The organism is Pseudomonas sp. GM21 (assembly GCF_000282215.1).
Classification (GTDB): domain Bacteria; phylum Pseudomonadota; class Gammaproteobacteria; order Pseudomonadales; family Pseudomonadaceae; genus Aquipseudomonas.
In genome coordinates, this window is record NZ_AKJS01000016.1 from 58,720 (window position 1) to 80,470 (window position 21,751).

19 protein-coding genes are annotated in these 21,751 nt (G+C 58.9%); 9 read left to right on the top strand and 10 right to left on the bottom strand.

The features are described from left to right. Positions 1–70: 70 nt before the first annotated feature. Positions 71–970 carry an MBL fold metallo-hydrolase gene (locus tag PMI22_RS25315; RefSeq protein WP_007943197.1) on the top strand — a complete coding sequence of 300 codons (900 nt, stop codon included), beginning with the start codon at positions 71–73 and terminating at the stop codon, positions 968–970. Here PMI22_RS25315 and PMI22_RS25310 read toward each other — a convergent pair. Beyond that, positions 936–2,009 carry an AraC family transcriptional regulator gene (locus PMI22_RS25310; protein ID WP_162131637.1) on the bottom strand — a complete coding sequence of 358 codons (1,074 nt, stop codon included), beginning with the start codon at positions 2,007–2,009 and terminating at the stop codon, positions 936–938. The two genes, PMI22_RS25315 and PMI22_RS25310, sit on opposite strands and share 35 nt — an antisense overlap. Before the next feature lie 150 nt (positions 2,010–2,159). On the opposite strand from PMI22_RS25310, the gene PMI22_RS25305 reads away from it, so the two are divergent. Further along, on the top strand, positions 2,160–3,284 hold the full coding sequence (locus PMI22_RS25305) for an NAD(P)H-dependent flavin oxidoreductase (RefSeq protein ID WP_007943201.1): 1,125 nt from the start codon (positions 2,160–2,162) through the stop codon (positions 3,282–3,284). A gap of 202 nt (positions 3,285–3,486) precedes the next feature. Here the strand turns inward: PMI22_RS25305 and PMI22_RS25300 are convergent, their stop codons facing one another. Continuing rightward, the gene (locus PMI22_RS25300) at positions 3,487–5,016 is read right to left on the bottom strand and encodes an alpha/beta hydrolase domain-containing protein (protein WP_202949202.1); all 1,530 of its coding nucleotides are present in this window, start codon (positions 5,014–5,016) and stop codon (positions 3,487–3,489) included. Between the two features lie 271 nt (positions 5,017–5,287). On the opposite strand from PMI22_RS25300, the gene PMI22_RS25295 reads away from it, so the two are divergent. From PMI22_RS25295 to PMI22_RS25280, 4 genes are all read left to right on the top strand, one after another. Continuing rightward, positions 5,288–6,427 carry a WD40/YVTN/BNR-like repeat-containing protein gene (locus PMI22_RS25295; protein WP_007943203.1) on the top strand — a complete coding sequence of 380 codons (1,140 nt, stop codon included), beginning with the start codon at positions 5,288–5,290 and terminating at the stop codon, positions 6,425–6,427. A 31-nt stretch (positions 6,428–6,458) separates the two neighbouring features. After that, positions 6,459–8,993, top strand: a complete 2,535-nt coding sequence (locus tag PMI22_RS25290) for an efflux RND transporter permease subunit (protein ID WP_007943205.1) — start codon at positions 6,459–6,461, stop codon at positions 8,991–8,993. A 79-nt stretch (positions 8,994–9,072) separates the two neighbouring features. Next, on the top strand, positions 9,073–10,476 hold the full coding sequence (locus tag PMI22_RS25285) for an MFS transporter (RefSeq protein ID WP_050550173.1): 1,404 nt from the start codon (positions 9,073–9,075) through the stop codon (positions 10,474–10,476). 247 nt (positions 10,477–10,723) lie between these two features. After that, entirely contained in the window at positions 10,724–11,671 is a 948-nt protein-coding gene (locus PMI22_RS25280; protein WP_007943207.1) for a flavin reductase family protein, read from the top strand. A gap of 48 nt (positions 11,672–11,719) precedes the next feature. Here the strand turns inward: PMI22_RS25280 and PMI22_RS0129090 are convergent, their stop codons facing one another. Further along, the gene (locus PMI22_RS0129090) at positions 11,720–12,598 is read right to left on the bottom strand and encodes an acyl-CoA thioesterase (protein ID WP_007943208.1); all 879 of its coding nucleotides are present in this window, start codon (positions 12,596–12,598) and stop codon (positions 11,720–11,722) included. 174 nt (positions 12,599–12,772) lie between these two features. On the opposite strand from PMI22_RS0129090, the gene PMI22_RS25275 reads away from it, so the two are divergent. Genes PMI22_RS25275 through PMI22_RS25265 form a run of 3 tightly spaced genes read left to right on the top strand, consistent with a single transcriptional unit; the run spans position 12,773 to position 14,934 of the window. Continuing rightward, on the top strand, positions 12,773–13,546 hold the full coding sequence (locus PMI22_RS25275; RefSeq protein WP_007943209.1) for an SDR family NAD(P)-dependent oxidoreductase: 774 nt from the start codon (positions 12,773–12,775) through the stop codon (positions 13,544–13,546). A 9-nt stretch (positions 13,547–13,555) separates the two neighbouring features. Beyond that, positions 13,556–14,572 (top strand): phosphotransferase family protein, encoded by a 1,017-nt coding sequence (locus tag PMI22_RS25270; protein ID WP_007943210.1) that lies wholly within the window; start codon positions 13,556–13,558, stop codon positions 14,570–14,572. Beyond that, a complete protein-coding gene (locus tag PMI22_RS25265; protein ID WP_007943211.1) occupies positions 14,572–14,934 on the top strand; it encodes a DUF6285 domain-containing protein in 363 nt (120 codons plus the stop codon). The genes PMI22_RS25270 and PMI22_RS25265 overlap by 1 nt, the downstream gene beginning before the upstream one ends. Before the next feature lie 38 nt (positions 14,935–14,972). Here PMI22_RS25265 and PMI22_RS25260 read toward each other — a convergent pair whose 3' ends face one another. From PMI22_RS25260 to PMI22_RS25230, 7 genes are all read right to left on the bottom strand, one after another. Next, a complete protein-coding gene (locus PMI22_RS25260) occupies positions 14,973–15,950 on the bottom strand; it encodes an enoyl-CoA hydratase/isomerase family protein (RefSeq protein ID WP_202949203.1) in 978 nt (325 codons plus the stop codon). After that, positions 15,916–16,347, bottom strand: coding sequence for a Zn-ribbon domain-containing OB-fold protein (locus tag PMI22_RS25255; RefSeq protein ID WP_007943213.1), 432 nt, complete (start codon positions 16,345–16,347; stop codon positions 15,916–15,918). Before PMI22_RS25255 ends, PMI22_RS25260 begins: the two co-directional genes overlap by 35 nt. Then, entirely contained in the window at positions 16,344–17,537 is a 1,194-nt protein-coding gene (locus PMI22_RS25250; protein WP_007943214.1) for a thiolase C-terminal domain-containing protein, read from the bottom strand. Before PMI22_RS25250 ends, PMI22_RS25255 begins: the two co-directional genes overlap by 4 nt. Before the next feature lie 115 nt (positions 17,538–17,652). Continuing rightward, positions 17,653–18,498 carry an alpha/beta fold hydrolase gene (locus PMI22_RS25245; protein ID WP_007943215.1) on the bottom strand — a complete coding sequence of 282 codons (846 nt, stop codon included), beginning with the start codon at positions 18,496–18,498 and terminating at the stop codon, positions 17,653–17,655. A gap of 490 nt (positions 18,499–18,988) precedes the next feature. Continuing rightward, positions 18,989–20,224 (bottom strand): NAD(P)/FAD-dependent oxidoreductase, encoded by a 1,236-nt coding sequence (locus PMI22_RS25240; RefSeq protein ID WP_007943216.1) that lies wholly within the window; start codon positions 20,222–20,224, stop codon positions 18,989–18,991. Positions 20,225–20,244: 20 nt separating this feature from the next. After that, positions 20,245–20,565, bottom strand: coding sequence for a 2Fe-2S iron-sulfur cluster-binding protein (locus PMI22_RS25235; RefSeq protein ID WP_007943217.1), 321 nt, complete (start codon positions 20,563–20,565; stop codon positions 20,245–20,247). A 176-nt stretch (positions 20,566–20,741) separates the two neighbouring features. Beyond that, a complete protein-coding gene (locus tag PMI22_RS25230) occupies positions 20,742–21,611 on the bottom strand; it encodes a sterol desaturase family protein (RefSeq protein WP_007943218.1) in 870 nt (289 codons plus the stop codon). Positions 21,612–21,751: the final 140 nt, after the last annotated feature.

Genomic DNA, 21,751 nt, shown 5'->3' on the forward strand with positions numbered 1-21,751 from the left:
GGACAGGGGAAAGCCCGCCATTCGGCGGGCTTTCTTCTTTAAAATACAAGTACTTTTTTTTGGACCCATCATGTCGAAAGCGTCCACCATGTTCTCCCTGGGTCATACCGAAATTTTTCGGATCGAGGAAACGCGTCAGCTGCTGCCGATTGCGGCATTGAACGCTGAACCGGCACTGCTCGATGCGAATCGCCACTGGCTGATGCCAAATTTTCTCGACGCCGAAGGACAGTTCGAATTAGTTCATCAAACCTGGATCGCGCGCGTTGACGGCAAGATTGTGGTGGTCGATCCGTGCAACGGCAATGGCCGCACGCGACCGCTGCTGCCGGATTACAACCATCTCGACACGCCGTTTCTCGAACGTTTTGCTGCCACCGGCATTCGCCCGGAGCAGGTCGACTATGTGTTCTGCACACACCTGCACTGCGATCACTGTGGCTGGAACGTGCAACTGCGGGATGGTCGCTGGGTACCGACCTTTGCCAATGCACGCTACCTGTTTGTGCGGCGTGAAGCGCAGCGCTGGGGCGCACGCCGCGGCGACTATCGCGGCGCCGCATTCAACGACGGCATTTACGAAGAGTGCGTGCAGCCCGTCATCGATGCCGGGCTGGCCGAACTGGTCGACGATTACCACCGGGTCGCGAATGCGGTTTCGATCGAACCCGCCTACGGGCACACTGCAGGCCACTCGATCCTGCGCGTGGATACCGGTGGCGGCGAGATTTTTTTCAGCGGTGATGTCTTTCACCATCCGCTGCAGATCGTCGATACCGCGCTTTGCATTGGCGAGGGTGGCGACGACGATGCCGCGGCGGCGGTAGCGACGCGCGTTCGGCTGCGCGCGCTGATTGCCGAGCGCGATGCGCTGATGTTGCCAGGGCATTTCCAGCAGCCGCATGGCGGTCGCATTCGCCGCAGCGGCGAGGTGTTCACCTTCGTGCCGGGGTTGCCGACCGCGCCATAACGAGCGCCGCCTGATACGCGCTCGGCGACACGCCGGTCCACTGCTTGAAAGCGCGGCTGAACGAGCGCGGTTCGGAAAAGCCGAGCTGGGCGGCGGTCTCGTTCACGCTGAGGCGCTGAAAGTGCAGTTTGTCGATCGCCAGATCGCAGCGGATGTCGTCGCGCAATTGCGCAAAGCCGGTGCCCTCGTCGCGCAGATGGCGGCGCAGCGTCTGCGCCGTGGTGCTGAGTTTCGCCGCGACGGCCTCAAATTCGAGGCATTCCTGTTGCTGTTGCAGCGCCTGGTGCACCAGTTTGCGTACGCGCAGGCTCCAGCGCATTTCGCCCTCGGGCCACACCGGTGTGCCGCGCAGACCCTGCTGCAGGTGTTCCTGCCATTCGCCGTGTGTGCGCACGATCGGCAGCGTCAGGTACTTGCGCGCAAATACCAGTGCGGCCACTGGCTGTGCCGGGTTCCAGTCGCCGTTGATGTAAAAACACAGCCGTTGCGGCGACGGTGTTTCCGCGAAGGGCACGTCGATGCGTTTGATCGGAATCAGGTAGCCGGTCAGCCAGCTCAGCAGGCGCTGCCAGTGCAGCAGCCAGTGTTCGATCAGGAAGTCCTCGGGGTCGCACTGGGGGTGAGTGCGGGTGAACTGCAGTTCGACATCGTCGCCGTGCGCGCTCAGCGTCAGCACGCGCTCGTCGGTGAGCAGGTGATCGGCGCGCAGCATCTGGTCGAGCGCAGCGGCGAGCGTGTCGCAGTGCAGCGCGAGTTCGACCATCAGCGTCAGCGCGCCGGGTTTGCAGCGCTGCGCCGTGAGCCCGAGGAATTCATCGCCGAGCGCGGAGCGTGCCGCCGTCATCAGCCGAATCATCTGCTGCCCGCGTACCTTCATCAGCAAATTGTCGAGCAGTTCGGTGGCGATGCCGGCCTCGCGCAGGATCGGCGCCGGATCGAGTCCGCGCGCGCGCACGCCGCCCAGCAGGCGGCAGGCGGCCCCGCGGTAATCGGGGTGGGTGGCGGCATTGGGGCTGGGGATGCTGGCGGACCGGTTCATCGGGTGCTTGGCCATCGCGGGTGGCGGGCGATCGTTTTGGTGAGGCATTCTGACACGTATTGTCCTTCACGCCACCGGGGGGCGGCAAGCATAGTGACTATCTGGCACAGATGCTGTCATTCCTGTCTATAACCGCGAGGACACACGCGTATGAACAACCAAATCTGCGAAATGGTGGGCTGCGAGTTCCCCCTGTTTGCCTTTACCCATTGCCGCGATGTCGTCGTCGCGGTCAGCAAGGCTGGAGGTTTCGGGGTGCTCGGGGGTTCCAGCTTCACGCCGGAACAGCTCGAAATCGAGCTGAAGTGGATCGATGAACATATCGACGGCAAACCCTACGGCGTCGATATTCTCGTGCCCGAACACACCGCGGTGGATATGTCGAAGGTCAGCGGCGAGCAGATCGCGGCGCAGATTCCACAGCAGCACATCGATTTCACCGTGAACCTGCTCAAGCAGTACGGCGTCGAAGCGGATGCCGGCAGCATCGTGCGCAGGACTCTGGCGACGATTGCACCGGAAACCGGCGAGGCGCTGATGGATGTCGCGTTCCGTCATCCGATCCGCCTGATCGTCAACGCGCTCGGCATCGCGCCGGCGTCGATGATCGCGCGCGGCCGCAAATACGGCGTACCGGTCGGCGCGCTGGTCGGCGCGAAGGAGCACGCGGTGCGCCAGGTGAAGGCGGGCGTCGACGTGCTGATCGCCCAGGGTACGGAGGCCGGCGGTCACTGCGGCGAAGTATCGACGCTGGTGCTGATCCCGGAAGTGCTGCGCGCGATCAAGCCGATCAAGGACGTCCCGGTGCTCGCCGCCGGCGGCATCATGACCGGCGGCCAGATGGCCGGTTGCATGGCGATGGGCGCCCAGGGCGTGTGGACCGGCTCGGTGTGGCTGGCAACCCTGGAATCGGAAACTTCGCAAGCCTTCCGCGAGAAAATGATTGCCGCGACCTCGCGCGACACCATCCGCTCCAAGGCGCGTACCGGCAAGCCGTCGCGCCAATTGCATTCGGCATGGCACGATGCGTGGGAAGGCAAGGACAGCCCCGGCGCGCTCGGCATGCCGCACATGGGCATGATCTCGCAGCCGGCATTTCAAAAGATCGATAAGGCCGTCGACGGCGGCAACCAGGCAGCGATGCCGCTGGTGAGCTACTGGGTCGGGCAGGGCGTCGGCCTCATCGAGTCGGTGAAATCGGCCGGTGATGTGGTGCAGGAATTCAAGGAAGAGTTCGCTGAGAGCCTGCTAGCGCTGAATGCTGCGATCGAGTAATTCACGCCACCTTCAGCTGCACCCCCCTCCAATAGCCTCATTCGTCGATAGCCCGGCCTGTGTGCCGGGTATCCGCTGAGGCTGCACATGAATCGACTTCGCCACTATGGCCTTGTGCTGTGCCTGACAGCGTCTGGCCTCTACGCGGCAAGTCGTTCAATCCTTCAATCCCCGCCTCCTGATAGCGCTTGCGCCGCCGTTTTCAAAACAGTGTACTTGGGGACATGGCGCAAGCGAGTTCGAGGATTTCCTGCCGATCTGCCGGTAAGACGAAGCCTCGTGCGATCGCTGCGTCGAGTGAGACCTCGAAGCGCTCAAGATATTCCGTTGGGCCGCACGGATAGAGCCGACGCAGAATGGCTGCGTCGAATGGTTCGCCCGAGCCGAACAAACTCGCCAAGACGTTATCTTCGTTGCCAAGGCCAGATGTCCTGGCAATCGGTACATCGACCCAGGGTGTCCTGATGCCGCCAGTGGCGAGTCCGTTTTCGTCCAGAATCAGTTGAGGCGGATGGGTGTCGGTCAACTCGATGGGTTGGGCGATCGGTGCCGGTTCGCCAGAACGTACCCAGTTGTGGAGTGCGACGAGCGCCGCTTGGACGACATAGTGATGTTGTGGGGCGAAATTGATCGATTGCGTCACTTGGGCACCCATCAGGTTACGGGTGGGCGCATAGGCCGCGACAAGATCGGTCAGTGATGCGAAGCCGGTGTCAATCCTGCCCACTTGAATGATGTAGTTGTCGGCATGGGCCGTGCCGGCAATTTCCCAGGTCCGCAGAAGTGCGCTGTCGGGCTGTCTCGCCAGGTAATAACCCGGTCGCGGGCCGCCGATCAAATCGGTCTCAGTGATCACATTGATCAACGGGACGCGAACATCCGAGCGGAATTTTGGTGCCACAGACATGCCTGCATCGGCTGGTCCGAACATGGAGTTGCCGTCCAGCGGAGCGGTGCTGGCAAACCGCGAATGGATCAGGAATCCGTCATAAACCCTGGCTAGTGGATCGACAGCATTGATGTAAGTCGTCAAGAACATCGCCGATTGGGATTCGCCAACTGCCAAGACGTAGTCTGGACGGAGCGACCCCAGGATACCGTTGTGTTGGGCATCACGAACCAGGCGCCCGGCCTGGGAAAAGATATCGTAGGAGTAAGCATCGCCGGGGTGGCGCAGGCGTGAATAGCGTTCTGGATTTATGGTCTTCAGCGAGTTGTTCGCACCGCGGCTCGGTCCACCCTCGACTCCTACCCGCTGCGCAGAGACGGCGACATAAACAGAGCCCGCGCGCACGATCTCGCGATGTGCCATGAGCCAGTCTACCGCTGTGTCCATACCACCGGTGACGTTGAGCCATTCGACGATGGCTGTGCCGTTGAATTTGGCCGTATCCATCGGTTTCAAGATCACCATTCTGGTGACGTAGTCCGCCTCGGCGCAAGGTCGGACGCACCACTGCCCGTCGGAGCCGAGATGTGCATCAGAGGCGTAGGAGACCGCTGTTGCGGAGATGAAAAATTCCTCGGCGATATAGCCCAGGTCAGCAAGCTCATAATCGCCGAGCAGTAGGGTAGGCTTTCCTGCTACAGACGTGACGATTGGATTTCTCACAGTGACAATTCCTTCCTGATTTGTGCGAAAGGCCGCCGGTGCAATCGTCGCGCGATTCTTGCGGGGCCTGCTGATGCTGTCGTAGTCCGCTTCCCGGCGCGTCCTTGAAGCAGTGCTCATTACTTCATGACAGGCCGACCTGAGTGTAGAACGGTCTGGATCGAGTTAGCGATAGCCTACGCACAATTAGATAAATCATTGCTGTAATTTGTGAAGGTGGTCAGCATGATCTGGTGCATTGCGAAGAGAGGGGATGGTTGGCTATTGACGCTAAAGATATATACGATTAATGTGATTGTCATATTGTGCTCAAACCTGATGGCTGGGCGCGCACGGTTGGCGAATGTTACCCCGCACAACAGAAAACAATAAAAAGAGTCTGGAGGTTGAAATGAGGCCGAGCAGCTCGCCGCCCTTTCGCGGTAGCGGCAATATCAAACCCAACATTCGTTGGTTGTTGGGCTGTGCGGTAGGTGTAGTCCTATTGGTAGGTGCTCAGGCCAACAATGGTGTGAAGCCTTTCGTCGATCCATTGAGCCTGGCTCCGCTGCAATCAAGCCTGGTGTCCAAGACGCAGTTGGTCTGCGTGGCCCAGGCAGGTAATCGTCTCGTGGCGGTGGGGTGGCGAGGGCATATTGTCTACTCCGAAGATCAGGGTCGCACCTGGCGCCAGGCCCAGGTACCGGTCAGCGTCGACCTGACGGCGGTGACCTTTGCCAGCGCTACGGCTGGCTGGGCAGTCGGTCACGGCGGCATCATCCTGCGTACCTCGGACGGTGGTTTGAGCTGGAGCAAACAGCAAGACGGCTTCAGTACCGGCAAGTTAATGGCGGACTACTATCAGCAGCGTCTGGATCAAGCCGCAGAGGCTGATAAACCGGCTGCCGACAGTCTGGTGGAGCAAGTGCGCCAGAACTACGAAACGGGCCCTGAGCAACCCTGGCTGGACGTCTGGTTCGAAAATGAGCAACACGGTTATGTGGTCGGGACTTTCAACCTGATCATGGAAACCCACGATGGCGGCGAGCACTGGACACCTCTGCTGGATCGGGTCGACAACCCCGAAGGTCTGCATCTGTCGGCCATGAATGCTGTCGACGGTGAGCTGTACATTGCGTCCGAGCGCGGTACGGTCTTCCGTCTGGACAAAACCAGTCAGCGTTTCGTGGCGCTCAACAGCGGTTATGTCGGTAGTTTTTTCGGTGTGACCGGCAATGCCCAGACGCTCCTTGCGTATGGGCTCCGTGGCAATGTCTGGCGCAGCGCAGACAAAGGGGCGACCTGGAGCAAGGTCGACACCGGTATCGTAAACACCCTCACTGGCGCCACTGTGCTGGCTGATCAACGCATCGCGCTGGTCAGTCAAGGTGGGGCACTGTTGATCGGTGATTCAGCGGGGGAACACTTCAAGCCCTCGACACTCAGCCAAAACCTACCGTTTGCCAGCGTCGTAGAAGCGGGCAAGGGCGCGGTGGTCATCGTTGGCACCCAAGGCGCTCAGCGAGAATCGGTGCCGGCTTTCGGCGGTTGAAGACCACGGCTTGAAAAAATATGGAGACATCATGGCTGTAGATACCGAATCACTTCAACTGCCGGTCATTCGCGACGTCAAGAACTTTGACAAGCAGTCCGGTGACTGGTTGGAACGGCTGGTCTTTAATAACCGTATCTGGGTGGTGGTGCTGGTCGCCGTCATTACGGTATTTCTGGGGTTTCATGCGACGCGCCTGGCTGTGCAGGCCAATTTCGAGGCCATGATTCCGCAGTCGCACCCCTTCATTCGCAATTACTTCGAAAACAAGGCCGAGCTCAAAGGGTTGGGTAACTCACTGCGCATCGTGGTCGAGAATACCCAAGGCGATGTTTTCGACAAGGACTACCTGGATGTGGTCCGTGACATCAACGACAAGTTGTTCCTTACGCCCGGTGTGGATCGCGCCTTTATCCGCACGCTATGGACGCCGATCGTGCGCTGGACTGAGGTCACCGAAGAAGGTTTTCGCGGCGGCCCGGTCATGCCGTTCGACTACGATGGCTCCGATAAGTCGATCGAGACGTTCCGCATCAATACGCAGCGTGCCGGCCTGCGCGGTAACTTGATTGGTAATGACCTGAAGTCGAGCATGATCGTGGTGCCGCTGCTGGACGTGGTGCCGGAGACCGGTCAGCCGCTCGATTACAGTGTGCTGTCGACCTTCCTGGAAAAAGAGGTGCGCGACAAATACCAGACGGCTCAAAACCTGGAGAAGCAGGTCAATGCCCAGACGGGTGGCCACTACCGCATCCACATCATTGGCTTCGCCAAGCTGATCGGTGACCTCATCGAGGGCCTGGTGCAGGTCATGATGTTCTTTGGCGCGTCGGCACTGATCGCCTCGCTGATTATTCTCTATTACACCCGTGACTTGCGCAGCACCCTGTTGTTGGTTGCAACGGCCACTATCGGCGTGGTTTGGCTGCTGGGGCTACTGGAGCTGCTGGGTTATTCGCTCAACCCTTATTCAGTACTGGTGCCTTTTCTGATTTTCGCCATCGGCCTTTCCCATGGCGCGCAAAAGATGAACGGCATCATGCAGGACATCGGCCGTGGGACGCACCGCTATGTCGCCGCGCGCTACACGTTTCGCCGTCTGTTCGTCGCCGGCCTGACAGCGTTGATCACCAACGTGGTGGGCTTTGCCGTTCTGATGATCGTTGATATTCCAGTGATCCGCGACCTGGCCATGACGACTAGCCTGGGTGTGCTGGTACTGATTTTCACCAAGCTGTTCTTCATCCCCGTGGCGCTTTCCTATATCGGCGTGAGCCAGGGTGCCGCGTTGCGTAGCTTGCGCAAGCAGCCAGCCGGCAAGGGGATGATGGGGATGTTGCAGCGCTGCACTGAGCGCAAGTTCGCGTTGCCCTTGGTTCTGGCGGCCCTGATCGTTGGCGTTGGCGCCATGGCCATCAGTTTCACCGGGTTGAAAATGGGCGATCTGGACGCAGGCGCGCCGGAGTTGCGCCCCGATTCGCGTTACAACAAGGATGTGGCGTACATCAATGAGCACTACGGTTTGAGTGGTGATCAGTTCGCGGTGATCGTCAAGACCAAAGAGGAAGGGATGCGTGAGTACGCGTCGCTAGTCGAACAGGACCGGTTGGCCTGGCAGTTGCAGCAGTTGCCATCGGTGCTCGCCGTCTCTTCTGTTTCCGGTGGTCTGCGTATGGTGGCCGCGGGTGCGTTCGAGGGTAACCCCAAGTGGATGACCATCCCGCGCAACGTGCAGGCGTCGGGCAACTCGACCCAGAACCTGCTGGTGGGAAACCCCGAGTTGATGAACGTCAAAGCCAGCGTTGCCCCGGTGATCGCTTACCTCAAGGATCACCGCGCCGAGACGCTGGAGGAAGTGGTAAAGGTTGTGCAAGAATTTTCCGACGAGTACAGCACGCCTGATCGCCAATTCCTGTTGGCTGCGGGGCCTGCCGGCATCGAAGCGGCGACCAATATCGTTGTCGAGCAGGCCAACTATCGCATTCTGGGGCTGCTCTATGCCGCCGTGATCGTACTGTGCCTGATCACGTTCCGCAGTTGGCGCGCGGTGGTGGTGGCCATGGTGCCGTTGATCATCACCTCGTTTCTGTGTGAGGCGCTGATGGTGGCGCTCGGGATCGGCGTCAAAGTAGCGACGCTGCCGGTCATCGCTCTGGGTGTCGGTGTTGGTGTTGACTATGCGCTGTACCTGCTCAGTGTCCAGCTGGCTGCGCAGCGACGCGGTATTTCCCTTTCCGAATCTTATGGGCTGGCGCTTGGGTTCACCGGGCGGGTTGTGGCGCTGATCGGCGTGACGATGGCGGCAGGTGTGGTGACCTGGGTTTGGTCGCCGATCAAGTTCCAGGCCGACATGGGCATGCTGCTGACCTTCATGTTCTTGTGGAACATGCTGGGTGCGCTGACGCTGATACCGGCCTTGTCGTATTTCCTGCTGCGTGATGTCGGTCGCGACGTCGAGGCACAGTCGAATACGGTGTCGCTGCCCCTGGGTGAGCGTGAGCCGCTGGCCGAGAGTGAGGTGGTATTGGAAGTCGGCAATCAGAATCGTACCGTCAGTCAGGCTTGATACCTGCGCCATTGCTTATTGACCAAGGAGGCGCCTGATCATGGCCCTGAGTAATAGAGACAGCCGATGGAAAACGATCATGCTGGCGTTGGTCATTGCAGAAGTGGCATCGGCGTTCGAAGTCAGTATGGTGTTCTCCGGCTTGCCTACGTTCTACAAGCTGTTCCAGGACCCGGCGCTGGTGGGCTGGGTCATCACCGCTTATCTGTTGATGGGAGCCGCTGCTTCTGCGATCTGCGGGCGAATCGGTGATCTGTATGGACGCAGCCGGGTATTGATAGGCCTGCTGTTTTTTGCCGCGCTTGGCTCACTTATCAGCGCTATATCCACCTCGCTTGAGGGAATTGTTTTCGGACGGGCAGTGCAGGGGTTGGCGTCAGCTATCTTGCCGTTGTGCTTCGGTCTGGTCAGAGAAAATATCAGTCCGGCGCGTACACCGCTTTGCATCGGAATCCTCGCGGGTACAGCCTCAACTGCGGCCGGTATCGGTTTTGTGTTGGGCGGGGTGTGCATCGATTACCTGAGCTGGCACTGGATCTTCTACATAAGCACCGTGGCTTCTGTGCTTGGTTTGCTGTTGGTGATTGCCTTCCTGCCGTCGTCAGCGGGCAAGGCCAGCGAGCAGAAGGTGGATATCCTCGGTGGGGTGTTGTTTGCTCCGGCGGTGGCGGGGATTCTGTTCGCCTTGACCAAGGCCAGTGCCTGGGGTTGGTTTGATCAGCGCACGTTGTTGTTGGGTTTCGGCAGCCTTGCCTTGTTGGCATTCTGGGCGTGGTACGAGGCGCGGCATAGCAATCCGCTGATCGACGTACGGCTGTTTGCAAATCGCCAGTTGGCCATGTCCAACCTTTGCTATGTCTTCATAGCCCTGGGTGCCATGCAATTCGCTCAGGTCCTGTTTGTGTTGTTGCAGCAACCCACCTGGACCGGCGTCGGCCTGGGTATGGCGGCGACGGCGGCCGCGGCAATGAAGTTGCCCTCCTCACTGGTGGCAATCTTCGCTTCGCCCTGGGCTGGTGTCCTCGCCGGGCGTTTTGGTGGGCGCAAGGCGTTACTGTTTGGATTGTCCTTTCTGGTTGTAGGGTGGGCTGCCTTGACAGTGCACCATAGCACCGTCTGGTTTGTCGGATTTGCGATAATCCTTCACGGCATCGGGACGGCCATGGCGTTCAGTGCCGTGCCGAATCTAATCGTGGAAGCGGTACCGCCGCAGCGGGTCAGTGAAGTGACTGGCTTGAGCCAGGTAATACGTACGACCTTCATGGCCATCGGTGCGCAAATGATCGCCTTCATCCTGGCCACTCAAACGATCAGCGACCCGGCGCAAGGTCCTGGGGTCTACCCAGCAGGTTCGGCGTTCCAGCTGGCGTTTTTGGCCATCACCCTGCTGTGCGTTTTCAGTATGTTTGCAGCGATGGCCTTGCCCAAGCGCGGGGCTAATGGGGCGCGCGAAGCTGCGGTACAGCCTGCCATTAATTCATAACGGTAACGCTAGTCCAAGGCCGTCGTTCTGGTGATTCGGAACGACGGCGTTGTGCGTTTCAAGCCAGGATTATTCCAGCGACTTGACCCATCCTGCCAGGTGTTCTGCGTTATCCGGGAATGCGCTTAAATTCGCTGTGGCCGGCCCTATAACTGGTTGCCTATTATTATAATGATATATACAATTTATCGAAGTGGCTTGCCCTGGATCTGGGTGCAAGTGTTTCAAACGGAGCGAGGAGAAGTTCGTGAGCAATCCCAATCTGGTAATCGACAGCAAGCAATTCCGTAATGCACTGGGAGCGTTCGCGACCGGCGTCACGATCGTCACTACACGTGACGCCGAAGGCGCTGATGTAGGCCTCACTGCCAGTAGCTTCAACTCGGTGTCGCTGGAACCGCCGATGATTCTCTGGAGCCTGGCAAAAACCTCCGGCAGCTTGTCGGCGTTCATGACCGGCGACCATTTTGCGGTACACGTCCTGGCAGCTGATCAGCAAGCCTTGTCCGACCGCTTTTCCAAGCGCGGCATTGACAAGTTTGCCGGTCTGGAGTTGGAGCGTGGCCCTGGGCAGGTTCCGCTTCTCGGCGACTGCGCGGCCCGGTTCAAGTGCAAGACCAGCTTTCGCTATGAGGGCGGTGACCACATCATCTTCGTCGGCGAAGTGATCGAGTTCGATCATTCTGCTCATCCACCGCTGGCGTTCCACGGCGGCAAATATGCCAAGGTTCACCCGCGCGCACTGGAAAATCCGCTGGATGTCGAGGATGTGAACAGCAGTTTCAACAAAGACTATCTGGGCTTTTTGCTCGGTGTGGCCTCCATGCAGCTGTACCAGCCTGTGCGCAACGACTGGCAGCAGATGGGCCTTAGCGAGTGCGGGTATTACGTGCTCAGCGTATTGGCGGCCGGCAAGCACAAGACCCAGGGTCAAATCGAAGAGTTGCTCAAGCCCAGTGGTCACCGACTCGATGATGAAGAGCTGGGAAGGCTGCTGGAAACCGAATTGGTGACCGTGCACGGCGATGGCCCGGATCGTCAGTTCGATCTCACTCCCCGTGGCCATGAGTATGCGGTCAAGTTGTTCGTGCAAGCCAAATCGGTGGAGCAAAAGGCTATCGCCGGTCTGGATTGGGATGATCTTGCCTTGCTCAAAAACCTGCTGAAAAAGGTCATCCGCAATACCCGCAGCTGATAGCGCAGGCGTCACGAAAAGCCCCGGTCGATACCGGGGCTCAGTGCTTTAGCCGAGTTGACGGAACAGCGAATGCTGGGCTGCATTGGCGATCAACCTGCCATTGCGGTCATAGATGGCGGCGTTGACCAGCCCGGTTTCACCATGCAGTGAAGGGCTGTGCAGATCGAACAGAAGCCACTCATCGGCACGAAACGAGCGGTGCAACCAAAGGTCGTGCGTCAGGGTCGGGGCAAAAAAATCACGATTCATGCGCGTTGCTACATGTGGAAGCAGCATTGCACTGTTGATCCAGGCATCGGACATGTACACCAGCGCTGCTTCATGCAGCCTCGGGTCATCACCCAGGCGCTGGCTACTGCGAATCCAGTAGCGCATGTTCGGCTGGCGGTCACCGCAGAAGAGGAAGGCCTCGCCATCCACTGGACGTAATTCGTACAGATGTCTTGCCTTGAGCAGTCGCTGGTTGCCTTCGCTCAGGCGATCCTGGTGCAGGTCGGCAAGGCTCGCCAGATCCGGCAGTACCTCTGGGTCTCGAACCTCGGGCGCCGAGTCTTGATGGCTAGGCCCTTCTTCCTCGGTTTGAAAACACAGGCTGGCGCGGAACGCCACCTGCTGTCCCCTGCAAGACTGCACCTCAAGGTTGCTGAAGCTGCGCCCTTGCAGCGTGGTCTGGACCTGATAGCGAAGGTGCGGGTCGAGTGGCAGTGGCTTTAGAAACGTAGCATGCAGCGAGCGAAGCCGTCTCTGCGATTCCAACCCATGAGCGGCGGCAGTCACGGCTTGGACCATCAGCTGTCCACCGAAAGCGTTACCTGTCAGGTTTGCTTCACCGCATCGACTGATGAAGTCACTGCCGTCGAGATCCAGGTGCAGCAACGCGGCGAAATCGTCGGGGCGAGGCATACGGCTTGAGGGTGCTTGCATTCTGTTTGTCCTGTTTGCAAATGAAGGGCCGGTGTTGGCAGAAGGAAAAAGGCCCAGGTGAAATCCGGGTGGTGATGAATTTGCCTTGTTGATTAAACATATAACTCATTGATATGATTTTTCCAAGCCGACGGGTCTCTACCCGTCATTCGAATGTGACCACGGGAGAGGACCATGGCGAGTTTGGCCTTGAATACACTGTTTGGTCTGGAGGGCAAGTTGGCGCTGGTGACCGGGGCTTCCAGTGGCCTGGGCCTGCACTTTTGCCGGGTATTGGCTGCAGCAGGCGCGCATGTGGTGATGGCGGCGCGTCGTACCGAGTTGCTGGTGGAATTGGCCGCCGATATCCCGGGCCAGGTTTCGACGGTTCGCCTGGAAGTGAGTAATGGTGCCGACGTTCAGCGCGCCTTCGATGAAGTGGTCGAGCGTTTTGGTGTGCCCGACATCGTGCTCAACAACGCAGGGGTTACTGTCACCAAGCCTGCACTTGCACAAACCGAGGCAGATTTCGATGCCGTGATTGGCACCAACCTCAAGGGTGGCTGGCTGGTGGCCACTGAGGCGGCACGGCGCATGGTCGCAGCGGGTAAGGGCGGGGTAATCGTCAATACTGCTTCGATTCTGGGGGAGCGGGTCAGCGGAGCTGTAGCGCCGTATGCCATATCCAAGGCCGGTGTCATTCAGGCGACCAAGGCCCTGGCGCTGGAGCTGGCGCGTCATGGCATTCGAGTCAACGCCTTGCTTCCCGGCTACGTTGTCACTGATTTGAATCGTGAGTTTCTCGTCAGTGAACCCGGCGAGCGCCTGCGTCAACGCATCCCAAGCCGACGCTTCGGCGAGTTATCGGACCTCGACGCCCCACTCTTGCTCCTGGTGGGCGAGGGGGGGCGACATATCACCGGAGCGACTCTCGCCGTCGACGGCGGTCATCTGGTCAGCGGGCTTTAGGAGAACAAGGTGGACGCTCAATCACGCAGTGCAATCGAGCAATACCTGGCCGATGTCGGTCAGGCTTCTCGCGTCGAGTTAAAGTTGGCAGATTTGCTATCAGGTGGCGCTATCCAGGAAAACTGGCGCGTCGATGCCGAGTTTTGTGATGGGCCTTATCGTGGCTTGCAAAGCCTGGTGATTCGTACCGACGCCCCTTCCGGGGTATCGGTCAGCCACGGTCGAGCCCAGGAGTACGCCTTGCTGATAGCGGCGTTCGAAGCCGGGGTTACGGTGCCTCAGCCATTATGGCTGTGTGAGGACCGTTCCGTGCTGGGACGGCCGTTCTTCGTTATGCGGCGAGTGGAAGGCACTGCCAGTGCCCACCTCATTGCGCGTGAGGGTTCACGTTATGGTGGCGATCGACGTGAATTGGCGGAGCGTCTGGGTCGGGAGATGGCGCGTATTCACTCGATCCGCCCACCACGTCAGGACCTCGACTTCCTGCCGCTTTACGACGAAGCACCAGCCCATTATCTGATCGCGCACTTTCGACATTTTCTCGACAACTACCGCACACCGTATCCGACGTTGGAGTGGGGCCTGCGTTGGCTCGAACGGCATGCTCCACCGCGTGGCGATATTGCGTTGACCCATCGTGATTTTCGCACCGGAAATTACATGGTCGACGAGGCTGGGTTGACTGCCATCATCGATTGGGAATTTGCCGCCTGGAGCGACCCGCTTGAGGATATCGGCTGGTTCTGCGCACGCTGTTGGCGCTTTGGCCAGCCCTCTCTGGAGGCGGGTGGTATCGGCGAACGAGAAGACTTTTATCGAGGTTATGAGGCTGAAAGTGGTCGGCGAATTGATCGCGACCAGGTTCGGTATTGGGAGGTCATGGCACATGTGCGCTGGGCGATCATTGCCATCCAACAGGCCGAACGGCATCTCTCGGGCGAAGAAGATTCGTTGTTGCTGGCTTTGACGGGGCACATTGTTCCTAAGCTGGAATGGGAAATCCTCAACATGACGGAGAATGATTGATGCGTACGCGACCCGAAGGTGCCGAGCTACTGGAAGCTGCCCAAGCGTTGTTGCGTGAGCGCCTGCTTGGAGATTTGCCGCCGCAGCGCAAACATGAGGCGCTGATGATCTGTAATGCGATGAATATTGCCGCACGCCAGTTGCGCTTCGGTGAACAGCCGCAACGGGATGAGCTGAAATCATTGCTGGCAGTGCTGCAGGAGGAGGGGGTATGCCTGTTAGGCGGTAATCGCTTGTTGGGAATGCGCTTGCGCGAAGGGTTCGGTGATCCGGGACACTCTTCGCGTGAACAAGTCATTGCCCATCTGCGCAGCAGTGTGCGCCAGGCGGTGGCTGAAAGCAGTCCCGACTACCTTAAATAGTGATGCGAGAGGCAGGGCTTGCGGGCCCTGCACCCCATTTAGCGTACTTCGAACGAGCGTGATTGCTTGCGTGCGGCCTCTACGTCCATCTGTGACTGGGCTACAGGGTTGCCAATCATTGTGTACTTCAAGGACTGTGTCAGCGCCGTTGTGCGTGGCACATCCAGCGACTCCCAGATTGCCCGCACAGTGCCTTGCACGGCGGCCGGTGGCTTAGTCGCAATTTTTGCCGCCAGCTCATGGGCTCTGTCCCACAATGTCTCATTCGAGGTGATCTCTGTCACCAGCCCAATGCGCAATGCGGTGTCGGCACCAATCCTTTCATCATTCCCCAGCAAGGACATGCGTAGTACCTCGCCCAAAGGCAGGCGATAGGACATGCCGATGGGTTCAACGGCACAAACAAGACCGTAGGAAACATGGGGATCAAAGAACTGTGCATCTTGCGAGCAGATGATTACGTCGCTCTCGTTTAGCCAGTAGAAAGCCCCTGCGCAGCATAAACCGTGAACCGCAGTCACCACTGGTTTCCAGACTTTGTTCGACCGTGCGCCTAGACTTTCCCCCGGATCTCGGGCATTCCATAGGTTGTCTGCATGGCCGACGGGATCGGTGGCATGGGCTTTGACATCGGCACCTGTAGAGAACGCCCGGCCGGCCGAGCCGCGCAATACCACCGCGCGCACCTCGTCATTGTCACGGATATGCGCCCAAAGATGATCGAACTCAAGCAACATGGTCCGCGTGAAAGAATTCATTGCTTCCGGACGATTGAGTGTGATGGTGCCGACACCGTCGTCGGAAATGTTAAACAACAGGGTCGTGTATTCCACGGTTGCGCTCCTTGAAAATATTGTTGGTTTTGTCGAGTTCAGCGGACAGTCCAATGTGTGGGCTTTCGTTCCAGAAACACATGGCTCATGGGGCATTTCGCTGGCAACGGGGCGGGCAAGCCCGGCGTCCTGCGACGCCGGGCCTTGATCAGCAGGCGCGAAATACTGGTTGTTGCCAATCATCGTTGATCGGGTTCCATTCGACCTTGACCGGCATGCCGATCTTCACCTGCTCCGGATCGATACCGACCAGGTTTGACACCAGGCGAATGCCGGGGGCGTCATCAAGCTCGACCACTATCGGAATGTAGACGAAGTCTTCGACGACCGGGAACGGTGAGCGGTTGCACACGGCATAACTATAAACAGTGCCCGTGCCGGTCAGGGTCGGCCATTGAGTGTTCTGGCTCTGGCAATGCGGGCAGTAAGGCGTGGGTGGCATGCGAAAGTGCTTGCAGTCACCACATTGCGCGGCCACCAGCCGCCCCTCGCGACCCGCCAGCCAGAAGGGTTCGGTCCAGGGATCGGTGGTGATATGGACATGTTCGCCCGGCAGGGCGCGAGACAGATGCTGGCTCATGCGGATCTCCTGAGAATAAGGCCGGAAACCGGGATCGATGCCGGGCCGCCCGTCACCAGTGCCAGTTCGGCGTCGGCGACCTGATTGATGGCGGTGCCGCGCATTTGCTCGACGCCTTCGAGAATGTGGGTCATGCCGATGATGTACGCCTCGGACAATTGGCCACCGTGCGGGTTGACGGGGATGGAACCGGACATGCGGATTGCGCCGCTTTCGACGAAGGCGCCACCTTCACCCTTGCCGCAGAAGCCGTAATCCTCCAGTTGCATGATCACCATCGGGGTAAAGTGATCGTATAGCAGGGCTACGTCGATATCGCTCGGCTTGACGCCTGCCTTGGCATAGAGGCGATTGGCGACATCTTTGTGACCGGATGAGGCGAAATACTCATCGCTCATACCCATCCAGGCGAAGGCGCGCCCCCATTCAGCGCGGCCGCCGTGCGTGGCGGCACTGACCAGTACGGGCTTTTGTTTCAAGTCGCGAGCGCGTTCGGTAGAGGTGGTGATGACTGCCACCGCACCGTCGGTTTCCAGGCAGAAATCCAGACGGCAGAGTGGGTCGGCGAGCATAGGTGAAGCGAAATACTCTTCCAGGGTCAGTGGCGTGCGGCGGATAGCCTTGGGCCGGTTCATGGTGTTCAAGCGGCTGTTGATGGCCACTTCGGCGAAAGCTTCGCGACGCGTGCCATACAAATGCATATGACGGCGCGCAAGCACCGACATCAAATGCCCAGGCCCCACCAGCCCGGAAGGCTGCAGGAAAGAGTTTTCCGGGTCGGGCTTGAGTGCAGCGAACACTGTTCCCAGGCGTTGGGCGCGCTGCTGCAGGGACATCACCGTGACCACATATTTGGCGTCGCCGGCGATAATGGCGGCCGAGGCCAAGCCAATGGCCCCGGCTGATCCCCCGCCGCCACCGGTCAGTGTGGCGGTGAAAGTGACTTCGGGAATGCCGAGCATTTCCATGATGCTGGCGGTGTCCATCGTATCGAGATAGCCGGCCTTGGCGCCGCCGTAATAGGCGAAGCCATCGATATCGCGTACCGACAACCCGGCGTCGGCGCAGGCACCGAGTATTGCTTCGCCGATCATTTCGTTGATGGTGCGGGGCCAGGATTGGCCGCGCACGTAGTACGGCGTTGCACCGACACCGACAATGGCGGTCTTGTCGCAATGTTCCCAAGTCATTCGCACTCTCCCTCTCGACATCCATCGGCAAGGCGGATGAATGTCATGGATGAATAAACATCTAAATTATTATTGTGATGTGGATGATTGGTCAAGGGCTCATGACAAGGTTGGATCACGCCAGTCGCTGGAGGAACGACTCAATGGCCTCATTGAAGACGTCGTTACGATCGCCGGCGACCATGTGCCCGGCACCTTCGATGTCGACATATTCGGCATGAGGGATCAACTCCAGCAACAGACGAGCGCCTTCTTCGCTGACGACGTCGCTTTGCCGACCGCGTACCAGCAGGGTAGGTGCCTGGACCCTGGCTGCTGCGTTTTCCATGCGCGAGTACAAGTCGCTCAGGCGCTCACGGGCGCCATTGGCCTGGAAGGCCGGATCCCAGTGCCAGTAATAGCGGCCATCGTCTTCGAGGCGCAGGTTCTTTAGTAAGCCCTCATTGGAGGCGGGTTTTGCTCGATTGGGGATGTAGCGTGACACGGCTGCCGCTGCTTCATCGAGATTGGCGAAGCCTTCGGGACTGCCCGTCATGAAATCACGGATGTGCCGCACGCCTTCAGGTGACATGCGCGGTACCACGTCAACCAATACCAATGCTCTTGCCCGGACAGTTGCAGCTTCGCCCATCGCCAACAACGCGGTCGCGCCTCCCAGGGATGCGCCGACCAGTACCGGAGGTTGCTCAAGGGTATCGATGACGGCGTTCAAATCGCCGATAAAGGCATCCGTGGAGTAGTCACCGTCGGCTGCCCAGCCGCTTTCGCCATGCCCGCGCAGGTCCATGGACAGCGTGTGGAAGCCGGCTTGCGCCAAGCGCCTGGCGGCTCTGCCCCAGGAGTGGCGGGTCTGGCCACCGCCGTGCAGCAGAATCACTGGGGGTGCATCGGCAAGGCCGCCGACATCGGCGCAAAGCGACAGGTTCTGGAAGCCGGTAAAGGTTTGGCGCTGCAGGGACATGGCTAATTCCTTTGTGCTTGTTTTATTGGAATATTGAACAATTCAGGCGTTGCGTGGAAGCTCCGGCATATCTGGATCGGGTTCCGGATCGATGACGCCCTGGCACTGGTGCGCCGCTTTGCAAAGCGCTCGGCCAGGGCTTTGCGTTGTTCGACAGTCTTGTCCGGGGATATAGCCATCAAACCCGCAAATTCCATTACTGAAGCGATGAAAGCGATGGCATACCGATTCATTGGATCACCTTTGATCGGCTGGCGCATACGTTATATTGAGGACGAACTGCGAAAGCACTGCAGGTAGCCCATAGTCGTCGGGTTGGCCAGCGGACCTTGTTCAAGTATTCGATATGCCCAGGGACGTTACGCTGTGCGGTGGCTCAGTGATTGACCGCGGCTTCGCCACCTTCGGCCATCAACGCTCCAGTATTAAAAAAAGCCGCGATGTGCACCAGGGCAGAACGCGGCTGCAGGTTTGTAGCTCAAGGTGCAGGTCAGTCGCGGTTGGCCGCTTCCCAGGCTTTCAGGTCGAAGCCGTCGACGGCGGCTTCGGCCGCAGTCAGCTTGGGTGCGCGGGCAAGTATCTTGCGGGCGGCCATGTGGTCACCCATGCGATTGCAGGACTCCACAGCCACCAGGCGGTCATTGCGAAAGCACAGTACGCAGAGTTGTTTGTCCTTGGCAGACCCCAAAACAACGGTGCTGTCGTAGCCGTGGGAGAGGCCGGCAATCTGTAGCTTCAGGTCACCCTGATCGCTCCAGAACCAGGGTAGAGCGCTGTACGGAGAGGGTTTTTCCATCAGGCGCGCGGCCACAGCGCGAGCCTGGTCAATGGCGTTTTGCACGGATTCAAGACGGGTATGTTGCTCGCTGTTTTGCTGGCAAGGGAAACTGGCAACATCGCCCAGTGCGCAAATATGCGGGTCACTCGTGAGCAGGTGGGCATCTACCTTGATGCCGTTCTCGATATCCAGGCCCGCTTCGATTGCCAGTTGCGCATTGGGGATTACCCCGATGCCAAACACCACCAGGTCCGCGGGTAAAGTGCGTCCATCGGTGGTTTGCACGCCACACACCTTGCCGTTGTCTTCAATAATGCGGCTCAGGCCCTGGCGGAAGTCGAAGTGCACACCCCACTGTTCGTGCGACTGGCGAAAGACTTCGGACATCTCTCGGGAGACTGCACGCGCCATGGGGCGCTCACCCAACTCCAGCACATGGACATTGGCCCCCAGGGCTGCAGCCACCGCGGCGAACTCCAGGCCGATGAAGCCTGCGCCAATCACCACCACGTCACGCGCTTCTTTAACGAGCGGCGCCAACGCATCGGCATCGGCTTTGGTTTTGATGCCGAACACTTGTGCCAGCTCTGCACCGGGAACCGGCAGCGACCGGTTGTGCGCACCGGTGGCTAATACCAGGTGGTCGTAACTGACAGCGGCGCCGGAGGCCAGGAGCACGCGGCGGTTCAATCGATCAATGGCGGTAGCCGTGTCGTGCAGCAACTCGATGCGCTGTGTGGCGAAAAATTCGGCAGGGCGAAACAGCAGATTGTTTTCCTGGATCTTGCCGAGCAAATACGCCTTGGACAGTGGCGGGCGCTGATAGGGCAGGCCGGGCTCATTTCCGATCAAGGTGATACTGCCTTCGTAACCTGCCTGACGCAGGAAGGTAGCAACCTGAAATCCGGCTTGGCCTGCACCGATAATAACGACTGAGGCTAGGGTCATGAAAACTCCGTGAAGCGCATTCAGAGTTGCGAAGACGGGACGTGCAGAATCATGCCGTCCATGGCTTCGCTAATGATCAATTGGCAGCTCAAGCGGCTGTTAGCGCGGGGTTCGAAGGCGCATTCGAGCATGTCACTCTCCATGCTTTCCGCTGCTGGCACTTTGCTCAGCCAGACCTCGTCGACATAGGTATGGCAAGTCCCGCAGCTGCATGCACCACCGCAATCGGCGGGAATGCCTGGCACGGAAGCGAAGGTGGCGGCCTGCATGACCGATTGGCCAACTTCGCCTTTGACCTGATGTTCAGTGCCGTTGTGTTCGATAAAGGTCAGTGTGGGCATGTTTTGCTCCGATTTTTATTTGAGTTCAGGAATGGCAGGGCAATGCCTGCATATCAACGCGCGGCACTCGCCCAAGGGGCAGTAGCAACAGGGGGGGGCGGTTAGGCTGCAGGCGGCGCTATACATGAGCATTGCGGTATATAAGCCTGTGAGACAGCACACCATCCCCCGCATTGTTAAATGGGTGGTGGGTTCGGTGGTGTTGACTCATTTACCGCACGAGCGGATTCGGGCTTGCGAGCGTTTACTTGCACGAGCGGGAAGAATGCCTGCTCCAGCCAATTCGCTTCCTGACCCGGCAATCCATAACGGGCAGGTCGCCCGACTGGATGATGAATTGTGCCGAAGATCTTGTCGAACAAGCTCAGAAACACGGCGTAGTTGCGATAGCTCATGCCATCTTTACCGTAACCATGATGGGTATGGTGCATGCTGGGAGTGACGATGACCGATTCGAAAATCCGCAGCGCTCGCGCCAGATAACGATTGGTGCGCAAAGGCGCATCCCAGCGAATATCGCTGTGCGTGAAAATGTTCCAGAGCATTACCGTGAGCAAGGTCAACGCAGCCGCCTTCGTCATGCCGAGATAGAGCGCTATGCCGATCACCCAGGCATGGGGCACGACGAATACCCAGAACACATTCACCCGGAAGTACACCGACAGATTCATGAAATTGGCACTGTGATGCGTGCGGTGCATTTTATAGAGCCAAGGATGCTTCTTCATGTCGTGCGCGGCGCGATGGACCCAGTAGAAACAGAATTCGTCGATCAGCAACACCAACGGGAAGGCAAGCCACACCGGCACCTCGGCAAGCGCACCGGCAAAACCCGGCAGGAGAAAGGCTAACGACGAAGCCCAAAACAGGCTGGTCAAAGGCTGGGTTACTGCGGTGACTACCGCAAAACATACGACGGTCAGCAGCATGTCGCGCTTGTTCCACAGTGGCTTCAGGCGGCCGGTCATCAATTCCGCGAGGAACGTGATGCTCATGACGCCTAAGATCAAGGGGGCTGCCTGGTGCACTAGATCTGCGAGTTTCATGATTTCTCCTATCGAAACGAATTAGTTTCGATGTGAACTCTAGATTCGGAATCCCTTGCATGTCAAGCGATGAACTGCAGAGGTATTGTTCGGCAAAGGGGGACAGCAATCGCATCAGTTGGTGGATGAAATTACACATG

Excerpts from the sequence above, each read along its gene's own strand:
- PMI22_RS25235 (WP_007943217.1), bottom strand. The coding sequence starts at position 20,565 with ATGCCCACACTGACCTTTATCGAACACAACGGCACTGAACATCAGGTC.
- PMI22_RS25230 (WP_007943218.1), bottom strand. The coding sequence starts at position 21,611 with ATGAAACTCGCAGATCTAGTGCACCAGGCAGCCCCCTTGATCTTAGGC.
- PMI22_RS25275 (WP_007943209.1), top strand. The coding sequence starts at position 12,773 with ATGGCGAGTTTGGCCTTGAATACACTGTTTGGTCTGGAGGGCAAGTTG.
- PMI22_RS25290 (WP_007943205.1), top strand. The coding sequence starts at position 6,459 with ATGGCTGTAGATACCGAATCACTTCAACTGCCGGTCATTCGCGACGTC.
- PMI22_RS0129090 (WP_007943208.1), bottom strand. The coding sequence starts at position 12,598 with ATGCAAGCACCCTCAAGCCGTATGCCTCGCCCCGACGATTTCGCCGCG.
- PMI22_RS25250 (WP_007943214.1), bottom strand. The coding sequence starts at position 17,537 with ATGACTTGGGAACATTGCGACAAGACCGCCATTGTCGGTGTCGGTGCA.
- PMI22_RS25315 (WP_007943197.1), top strand. The coding sequence starts at position 71 with ATGTCGAAAGCGTCCACCATGTTCTCCCTGGGTCATACCGAAATTTTT.
- PMI22_RS25310 (WP_162131637.1), bottom strand. The coding sequence starts at position 2,009 with ATGAACCGGTCCGCCAGCATCCCCAGCCCCAATGCCGCCACCCACCCC.
- PMI22_RS25260 (WP_202949203.1), bottom strand. The coding sequence starts at position 15,950 with ATGATTGGCAACAACCAGTATTTCGCGCCTGCTGATCAAGGCCCGGCG.
- PMI22_RS25300 (WP_202949202.1), bottom strand. The coding sequence starts at position 5,016 with ATGAGCACTGCTTCAAGGACGCGCCGGGAAGCGGACTACGACAGCATC.
- PMI22_RS25295 (WP_007943203.1), top strand. The coding sequence starts at position 5,288 with ATGAGGCCGAGCAGCTCGCCGCCCTTTCGCGGTAGCGGCAATATCAAA.
- PMI22_RS25245 (WP_007943215.1), bottom strand. The coding sequence starts at position 18,498 with ATGTCCCTGCAGCGCCAAACCTTTACCGGCTTCCAGAACCTGTCGCTT.
- PMI22_RS25265 (WP_007943211.1), top strand. The coding sequence starts at position 14,572 with ATGCGTACGCGACCCGAAGGTGCCGAGCTACTGGAAGCTGCCCAAGCG.
- PMI22_RS25240 (WP_007943216.1), bottom strand. The coding sequence starts at position 20,224 with ATGACCCTAGCCTCAGTCGTTATTATCGGTGCAGGCCAAGCCGGATTT.
- PMI22_RS25255 (WP_007943213.1), bottom strand. The coding sequence starts at position 16,347 with ATGAGCCAGCATCTGTCTCGCGCCCTGCCGGGCGAACATGTCCATATC.
- PMI22_RS25305 (WP_007943201.1), top strand. The coding sequence starts at position 2,160 with ATGAACAACCAAATCTGCGAAATGGTGGGCTGCGAGTTCCCCCTGTTT.
- PMI22_RS25285 (WP_050550173.1), top strand. The coding sequence starts at position 9,073 with ATGCTGGCGTTGGTCATTGCAGAAGTGGCATCGGCGTTCGAAGTCAGT.